Below are 579 nucleotides of genomic sequence, written 5' to 3'. Positions count from 1 at the left end.
CTGGACGGACTGCGCGGTATCGCGATCGCGCTCGTGGCGATGTTCCACATCTGGTTCGGCCGGGTTTCCGGTGGTGTGGACGTGTTCCTGGCGCTGTCCGGATTCTTCTTCGGCGGCAAGATCCTGCGGATGGCGCTCGACCCGGAGACGCCGCTGTGGCCGCTTCCCGAAGTTGTCCGGCTGATTCGCAGGCTGCTTCCCGCCCTGGTTGTCGTACTTGCCGCGGCCGCGGTGCTGACCATCCTGGTTCAGCCCGAGACCCGCTGGGAAACGTTTGCTGACCAAAGCCTGGCAAGCCTGGGCTACTACCAGAACTGGGAGTTGGCCAACACTGCTGCGGACTACCTTCGCGCCGGTGAGGCGGTCAGCCCGCTTCAGCACATCTGGTCGATGTCGGTCCAGGGGCAGTTCTATCTGGCATTCCTGCTGCTGGTATTCGGGTTCGCTTTCCTGGGGCGCCGACTTTTCGGCCGCCATCTGCGCACCGCGTTCATCTTTTTACTGAGCGCCCTGACCATCGCGTCCTTCGTGTACGCGATCGTCGCGCACAACAACGACCAGGCCACCGCCTACTACAAC

General features: G+C 63.2%; 1 protein-coding gene. It reads left to right on the top strand.

Going from position 1 to position 579, the window contains the following annotated elements; all coding sequences use genetic code 11:
- On the top strand, window positions 1-579 hold a 579-nt coding region (locus tag RM590_RS35465), incomplete at both ends, for an acyltransferase (RefSeq protein WP_311708935.1).

The organism is Streptomyces litchfieldiae (assembly GCF_031845365.1).
Taxonomy (GTDB): Bacteria; Actinomycetota; Actinomycetes; order Streptomycetales; family Streptomycetaceae; genus Streptomyces; species Streptomyces litchfieldiae.
This window is presented reverse-complemented; position numbering and strand designations above follow the sequence as displayed.